Source organism: uncultured Enterococcus sp., assembly GCF_913775425.1.
In the GTDB taxonomy this organism is placed as follows: domain Bacteria; phylum Bacillota; class Bacilli; order Lactobacillales; family Enterococcaceae; genus Enterococcus_G.
In genome coordinates this window covers 21,678-28,614 of the sequence record NZ_CAJYIS010000032.1, presented here as the reverse complement: position 1 = coordinate 28,614, position 6,937 = coordinate 21,678, and the positions used below count along the sequence as shown (strand labels likewise).

The window sequence follows — 6,937 nt, the reverse complement described above, 5'->3', positions numbered from 1 at the left end:
TTCGTTTTTCGATTTTTGGTGAAGATGAAGTCGTATTGACAGATCCCAAATGGGTCGCCTTCATATACCGCCAAATTTTAGCGAACGCAATCAAATATACAGATGAATCCGGAAGTGTCATGACGCGCATTGAAAAGCAAGAAAAAGGAGTCTGTTTACATATTGTGGATACTGGAATCGGCATTCCTCCGGAAGATCTAAAACGAATTTTCGATAAAGGATTTACTGGATCAAATGGCCGTAATGCACAAGTGCATTCTACAGGACTAGGTCTTTATCTAGCTAAAAATCTGGCGCAAAAATTAGGGATCGATTTGACGGTGTCATCTGTTTGGAAAGAAGGGACGACGGTGTCTTTATTCTTTCCAAAATTAAGTTATTATAACGAATATGAAGAGTAGGAGAGTAAAATGAATACGAACTGGACAACTAAAGATCGACTAGGATTGCTTGTCATTCCTGTCGAGTTATTGATTTCGGTCTTAATTTTTAAAGTCTTTTTTAAGCATCTTGGACCCAATATTGCATTGATCATCAATTTGGTTATTTTTGGTTTAGGATTTTGCATTATGTTGTATCTATTTGGTTCGGTGTTAAAAGCACAATTCCATCAATATAAAAAGCGTCTGTGGCTCAAGTTGCTACTAAATATTGGCTTGACGCTTGGAGCGTATGGTGTGTTGTCCTTTACACGAGGATTGATGGGAACTTCACTAGAAGCGAATCCTTTAGAATCGATTACGTATGGGTCATTATTTGTTATGATCGCAGCGAGTATCCAGCCGCTATTAGCACCTTTTGCTGAAGAATTGACGTTTCGCTATCTTTTATTTATGAAGATCAAGCCGGGAGTATTAAAACTGATCATGTTTTTTGTTTCTTCTATTTTATTTGGGCTGATTCATTATTTTAATTTTAATGGTTCAGTGATCGATACTGTACCCTATATGATCGTTGGAGCTTATTTTGCATTGATCTGCTATTTTTTCAAAAATATCTGGGGTTCGATTTTTACCCATTTTTTCTTTAATGCAACGAATAGTTTTTTTCCAGCGATCCTGTTATTGCTTGCTAAATTAATTAGTTGAAAAAGATGTGACAAATGTCTGTTGCACTCTTAAAAACGGATCAATGATACTTCAAAATTAGGTCCTAAGAAAATAAGCCGAATCATTTCCGAAATAGGGGAACCTATTATCGGAATGATTCGGCTTATTTTTTTGTTACAGTTTCTTTTTTATTGATTACGTTGTTGAGTTAAATCGAGCAATTTATCTTTTAAGTCATTTTCCATCGTATGGAGTTCAAGCTCTGCACTGCGACGTTTTTCTTTTCCTTCTTGTTGGATACGTAAAGTTTCTTGGATCGTTTCGATCAAATCGTTTTGTGTTTTTTGGAGCGTTTCAATATCTACAATGCCCCGTTCATTTTCTTTAGCCGTTTCGATTGCGGAAATTTTAAGTAACTCGGAATTTTTCTTCAACAAGTCATTTGTCGTTTCAGATACTTGGCGTTGTGCAGTGACTGCGTCTTTTTGACGAAGTAGAGTCAATGCGATCACGACTTGGTTTTTCCAAAGCGGGATTGCTGTGGAAACGGAAGCTTGGATTTTTTCAGCCAGTGCTTGGTTCGTATTTTGGATCAGGCGGATCTGTGGCGCTTGTTGGATCGTGATTTGACGTGCTAGTTTTAGGTCATGGGTACGTTTGTCTAGGCGATCTAAAAACTGAGTATAGTCATTGACGATCTGTGCATCCATTTGATCACCAGTTTGACGGGCTTTTTCGGTTGCTTCAGGGATGATTGTTTTTTGTAACTCATCCATTTTCAATTCTCCAGCCGCGATATAAATGTTTAATGCATCAAAATAATCTTTATTTTTTTGATACAATTCTTCTAACATTTGATTGTCTTTTAATAAACCATCTTTTTCTTGTGTGAGTTTGACCGCGACCTTATCGATCTGTGCTCCGATTTTTTGATATTTAGCGGTTACTTCATAGATAGATTGTTTTACTTTGCCAAACATTCGTTGGAAGATATTGCCTTCTCCAGCACGTAATTCATCTGGATTGGCCTCTTGTAAACGATACATCAACTCACTCAAGGAATCACCGATCGGCCCGATATCAGAAGTTTGAACATGATCAAGCATCGATTGTGAAAATTGGCTCAGTTTTGTTTGCGCACTTGCACCATAAGTAATGACTGCTTGTTGGTTCGTCACGTCGATTTTTTCAGCTAAATCGCGCGCTTGTTTTTGTCGCTCTTCAGGTAATTTATCGATCAACTTTGGTGCTGTTGTTGCAGCTGAAGTAACTGGATTAGCAGTAGGGGCCTGTTCGATTGGAAAATCAAAAGGATCTGCTAAAAGATCATCTAGAGCGTCTGTTGTTGTCGGTTTTATTTGTTCATCCATTTCCATTCCTCCTCATAGGGTATCGTACGAAAAAATCTAGCAGACTGCGCTAGATTTTTTTATTTCATGTTTACTTTTGTTGTTGGATACTTTGTTTAGCTAAAGATAATTCAACATCGATTTCGTCAAAATCTTCCGCAACGAAATTTTGATAATCTTTGGCAATCAAAGCAGCCATTTGGTCAATCACTAGAATGCTTTCTTCCATTTTAACATAAGTTTCTTTTGATTTGATTTCATGGATATTGATTTCGAGATATTTATCGGTCAATTCAACTAAGTTAGGCAAATGGGTGTATAAAAAATGATTGGCTAAATGCAGTCTTTTTGGGTGTTTCACTAAATCTTTAAATAAAGCTTTTGAGGCTCTAACAGTGTCATAACGCAGATCGATCGATTTTAATTTAGCATTTTGATTGATATTTTTTTGTAAACGATCGATCAACTCTTTCGTTTGACTCATCGTTTCTCTAAAGAGTGTGATCTCACTTTGAGACATCCCGCTTTCTTTGTAGTGCTGTTCTTTCTCTTTTGAAATGTGCTGAATCGTTTTCGCTTTCTTTTTAGGTGATCTTCTGGCGAAAAGAAGGATCCCTAAAAAGATTAGGCCAACTAGTACAGCGATTGCGATCATATCATCTAATCCTAGTCCTAACCATAGAAATAATACGAAGAGCACGACACCTATGATTGTCCATTTTTTTTTATTCATATTCTTTCCTCCTGAAAAAGCGATGACTGTCTTATCGATACCATTATTTTAGCATGTTACTATCTGAAAAAGTATCGGTCTTTCGATGGATTTACATAATTTAGCAAAATCCTAATTTTTTTGTGGTACACTTTGAGTACGAAACTTGAAAATGAGAAAGGAGAACTTATGACACCCTCAAATTTTGAAGAAAAAACGACAAAACGCACCGAAATCTTTAAAGGAAACATCATTGATGTCTATGTAGATGACGTGACACTACCAGATGGTCGTCATGCTACAAGAGAACTTGTATTGCATCATGGTGCTGTGGCTGTATTGGCTGTGACAAATGAACAAAAAATCGTACTGGTCCGTCAATTTCGCAAGCCATTAGAGCGTGATACTTTAGAAATCCCAGCTGGAAAAATCGATCCAGGTGAAGAAAATGATCCAATACATACTGCAAAGCGCGAGCTAGAAGAAGAAACGGACTATCAAGCAAATGAATGGAAGGAAATCGTGGGGATGTACTCAACACCAGGATTTTCAGATGAATTTTTAACAATCTATGAAGCTAAGCATTTAACAAAAGCCGCTCGACCATTAGCTCAAGATGAAGATGAATTTTTACAATGCGAAGAATTGACGCTAAGTGAAGTCAAAGATGCCATCGCATCGGGCTTGATTTGTGATGCCAAAACGTTGTATGCTGTGACGTATTGGGAATTGCAATTAATGAAAGGTGGAACAGAAGTTTCATGAGTAAACGTCCTTTAGTGACGCGCTCAGAGTTGCGACGTCAACAAAAACAAGCGCGCAGTAAACAACAAGAAAAAACGCGCGTAACAAAAAGTGAAAAGCTTCAAACGACGCAACCTGTTCGTCAAATGAAAAAAAATTCGGACGAGTCAAAAGCTGGACATTTTTATCGTAAGCCGTATCCAATAAAAACAGAAAAAAGTACCTCGCGTACGCAAGTCAATCAGCGATCACGTGAGATGAACACGTTTTTGATGAAAGCGATCGGGATCGTGGCTGTACTATTAGTTTTAGTGATATTGGCGATTATTTATTTATAAGTTGGAGGTACCTATGAAGATCGGAATTATTGGCGCAATGGCGCAAGAAGTAGCGATTTTACAAGCTGCTTTAACGAACAAAACGACTTGGGAACAAGCTGGAGCAACATTTTATCAAGGAACGATCAATGATCAAGAAGTGATCGTAGTACAGTCGGGTATTGGAAAAGTCTTAGCCTCAATTACGACAAGTTTATTGATTCAAAAATATGAAGTAGATGTGGTCATCAATACGGGATCTGCTGGTGGAATTGGACAAGGACTAGCAGTAGGCGACGTTGTATTATCAGATCGTTTGGCTTATCATGATGTGGACGTTACGGGTTTTGGCTATGAATATGGTCAATTGCCAGCTGGGATGCCACTTTATTATGAAGCAGATAAAAACTTGATCCATAAATTTGAACAAGCTGCTAAACAAGCAGACCTACAAACCAAGACTGGTTTGATCGTCACTGGTGACACGTTTGTCAATAGTTCAGAGAAAGTCCAAACAATTTTGGATCACTTCCCTGAAGCGTTGGCTTGTGAGATGGAAGGTGCAGCGATTGCACAAACTGCACGTCAGTTTAATGTCCCTTTTATCATCATCCGTGCGATGAGCGATACTGCAGAAGAAGAAGCGACTCAAAGTTTCGATGAGTTTATTATCGAAGCAGGCCGTCGTTCAGCTGAAATGGTTCTAGCGTATATCCGTAATTAAAAAAATGGGGGGTGTGACAGATTGCTGTCACATCCCCATTTTTTGTTACCAAATATGGACACGCTCTTCAGGTGCACGATACATTGGATCAGTTGGTTGAACGTCAAATACGTCGTAAAAATCATCTAAATTTTGCACTTGGATATTGGCACGTAGTTTTGCTGGACCGTGAACATCAACTTTTAAGAGCAATTGTTGATAGGCTAACGTCGCTTTTGTGCGCCAGATCTTAGCCCAGTTGACGAAGAAGTCTTCTAGATCAACATCTGATTCGCGTTTAGCTGCTTCTAGGGCACAACTTAAACCACCGGCATCTGCAATGTTTTCAGAGACTGTTAACGTACCATTGACTTTGCCTTCTGCAAAATCGAGTCCATCAAATTCAGCGATCATTTGATTTGCTAGAGCTTTAAACTGTGCTAAATCCTCTGTTGTCCACCAGTTACTTAGATTTCCATTTTCGTCGAATTTAGCTCCGTTATTGTCGAATGCATGCGAAATTTCATGGGCAATCACTGCCCCGATACCACCATAATTTGCACTACTTGATTGAGAGAGACTATAAAATGGTGCTTGTAAAATCGCAGCAGGAAAGACAATGATATTCATTAGTCCACTATAATACGCATTGACTGTAGCTGCAGACATGCCCCATTCGGTACGATCGACAGGTTCTGAGTACTTTTCGAAATGTGCTAGCGTACGAATGCGAGCGAGTGCTAAAACATTTTCAAAAAATTCGCCACCGTCAGCTTTAGCTGTCACATGAAGTGAATCGTAAATTTTTGGTAGTTTTTCCGGATACCCTACATGGACACCGATGTGATCTAATTTTTTGATCGCTAGTGTGCGTGTATCATCGCTCAACCAATTGTTTTGTTCTAAGCGTTTTTTATACACATCGATCATTGTCGCCACCATATGTTCAACATCTGCTTTGGCTTCTGGCCCAAAATACGTTTTGGCATAGTACTCTCCAACAGCAGCTGAGAATTGTGAAAATGCAGTTTGGTAGGCTGCTTTTTCAAACGTTTTGGCTTCTTTTATCCCGGATAAGAAACGTTGGTAACGCCCTCCAAGTACACGAATGTCATTACTTAAGTATTCCGTATAGCGTAATGCTGTCATGACATACATCCAGCTTCGAAGTAAAGGCAAGTGATCAGTTTCGGTAAAAGCTGAAAAGTGTTCAAAATACGTTGGTTCAGTTACGATCACTGTCTCGACAGTTTCTGCAACTAGTTTTTCGATCAACGTTTTAAGATCAAAACGATCGGTATAAGCTGCGACTTGATCCATTGATCGTGGATTGTACATCAAGCTATAATCCGCACGTTCTTCTGCACTTTTTACATAGTCGACAAGAGCCTTATCGTAAGCCATAGCCTGTTCAACTAATGCTTCTGATTGCGCACGTGTATGGCCTAATTCTTGCATCAATGTGACACTCATATCAAAGAACTCTTGCAACATCGCTGTCGTTTGCTCATTTTCTTCAGCATAATACGTCTTATCTGGTAAGATCAATGAAGCTGGGGACAGATAGAGTGCATGCTGTTGAGTGTTTTTCATATCTGCCATCACGTCTAGATCAAAAGGCAGTGCGAAATTTTTTAGACTAAGTTCATACAATACATCGTTCAGTGCTTCAAAAGAATCGATTGTTTTTAGGATACTTAAGTGCTCGGCTAAAGGTTTTGCTGCTAGAACATTTCGTCTATCTTGATCCATTGCAAGTTCGTAGTAGTCGATCGCTGTCTTCAAATAAGTGTTGGGAATGCTTTCAGGTTGTGCTGCCCACGTTTCAAATTGCGTCATCAATTGTGTTTCGATTGAAGTAACTAAATCTTGAAAGCCACCAGTCGAAGGTTTATCTTCAGGAATTTTTGCAGTTTCAAGCCATTCACCATTTACATAATCATAAAAATCATCTTGTGCCCGTCTTGTCATAGTAGTTCCTCCTTTAATGTACCTTTATTATGATATACTCTTATTGTTTAAACAAGTAAAGGGTCGATTGATCGCTTGATTTTAACTATTAA

At 38.6% G+C, this 6,937-nt stretch carries 8 protein-coding genes; 5 read left to right on the top strand and 3 right to left on the bottom strand.

Going from position 1 to position 6,937, the window contains the following annotated elements; translation table 11 throughout:
• Together QZ413_RS03635 and QZ413_RS03630 are read left to right on the top strand one after the other, a co-directional pair.
• On the top strand, positions 1-401 hold a 401-nt coding region (locus QZ413_RS03635; RefSeq protein WP_297076499.1), incomplete at its 5' end, for an ATP-binding protein.
• A gap of 9 nt (positions 402-410) precedes the next feature.
• Positions 411-1,088 (top strand): CPBP family intramembrane glutamic endopeptidase, encoded by a 678-nt coding sequence (locus QZ413_RS03630; protein ID WP_297076497.1) that lies wholly within the window; start codon positions 411-413, stop codon positions 1,086-1,088.
• 149 nt (positions 1,089-1,237) lie between these two features.
• Here the strand turns inward: QZ413_RS03630 and QZ413_RS03625 are convergent, their stop codons facing one another.
• Positions 1,238-2,419 (bottom strand): toxic anion resistance protein, encoded by a 1,182-nt coding sequence (locus tag QZ413_RS03625; protein ID WP_297076494.1) that lies wholly within the window; start codon positions 2,417-2,419, stop codon positions 1,238-1,240.
• 70 nt (positions 2,420-2,489) lie between these two features.
• Positions 2,490-3,131, bottom strand: a complete 642-nt coding sequence (locus tag QZ413_RS03620) for a 5-bromo-4-chloroindolyl phosphate hydrolysis family protein (RefSeq protein ID WP_297076492.1) — start codon at positions 3,129-3,131, stop codon at positions 2,490-2,492.
• A 168-nt stretch (positions 3,132-3,299) separates the two neighbouring features.
• Here QZ413_RS03620 and QZ413_RS03615 point away from each other — a divergent pair, with 168 nt between their 5' ends.
• Genes QZ413_RS03615 through QZ413_RS03605 form a run of 3 tightly spaced genes read left to right on the top strand, consistent with a single transcriptional unit; the run spans position 3,300 to position 4,895 of the window.
• Positions 3,300-3,875, top strand: a complete 576-nt coding sequence (locus QZ413_RS03615; RefSeq protein WP_297076491.1) for an NUDIX hydrolase — start codon at positions 3,300-3,302, stop codon at positions 3,873-3,875.
• Positions 3,872-4,192 (top strand): cell wall synthase accessory phosphoprotein MacP, encoded by a 321-nt coding sequence (gene macP / locus QZ413_RS03610; protein ID WP_297076489.1) that lies wholly within the window; start codon positions 3,872-3,874, stop codon positions 4,190-4,192. Before QZ413_RS03615 ends, macP begins: the two co-directional genes overlap by 4 nt.
• Before the next feature lie 13 nt (positions 4,193-4,205).
• Positions 4,206-4,895, top strand: a complete 690-nt coding sequence (locus tag QZ413_RS03605) for a 5'-methylthioadenosine/adenosylhomocysteine nucleosidase (RefSeq protein WP_297076488.1) — start codon at positions 4,206-4,208, stop codon at positions 4,893-4,895.
• A gap of 45 nt (positions 4,896-4,940) precedes the next feature.
• On the opposite strand, the gene QZ413_RS03600 is transcribed toward QZ413_RS03605, so the two are convergent.
• Entirely contained in the window at positions 4,941-6,845 is a 1,905-nt protein-coding gene (locus QZ413_RS03600; RefSeq protein ID WP_297076485.1) for a M13 family metallopeptidase, read from the bottom strand.
• Between the last annotated feature and the right edge of the window lie 92 nt (positions 6,846-6,937).

What these genes read in the sequence shown, in the direction of transcription:
- QZ413_RS03620 (WP_297076492.1), bottom strand. Translation starts at nt 3,131, where the DNA reads ATGAATAAAAAAAAATGGACAATCATAGGTGTCGTGCTCTTCGTATTA.
- QZ413_RS03605 (WP_297076488.1), top strand. Translation starts at nt 4,206, where the DNA reads ATGAAGATCGGAATTATTGGCGCAATGGCGCAAGAAGTAGCGATTTTA.
- macP (WP_297076489.1), top strand. Translation starts at nt 3,872, where the DNA reads ATGAGTAAACGTCCTTTAGTGACGCGCTCAGAGTTGCGACGTCAACAA.
- QZ413_RS03600 (WP_297076485.1), bottom strand. Translation starts at nt 6,845, where the DNA reads ATGACAAGACGGGCACAAGATGATTTTTATGATTATGTAAATGGTGAA.
- QZ413_RS03625 (WP_297076494.1), bottom strand. Translation starts at nt 2,419, where the DNA reads ATGGATGAACAAATAAAACCGACAACAACAGACGCTCTAGATGATCTT.
- QZ413_RS03615 (WP_297076491.1), top strand. Translation starts at nt 3,300, where the DNA reads ATGACACCCTCAAATTTTGAAGAAAAAACGACAAAACGCACCGAAATC.
- QZ413_RS03630 (WP_297076497.1), top strand. Translation starts at nt 411, where the DNA reads ATGAATACGAACTGGACAACTAAAGATCGACTAGGATTGCTTGTCATT.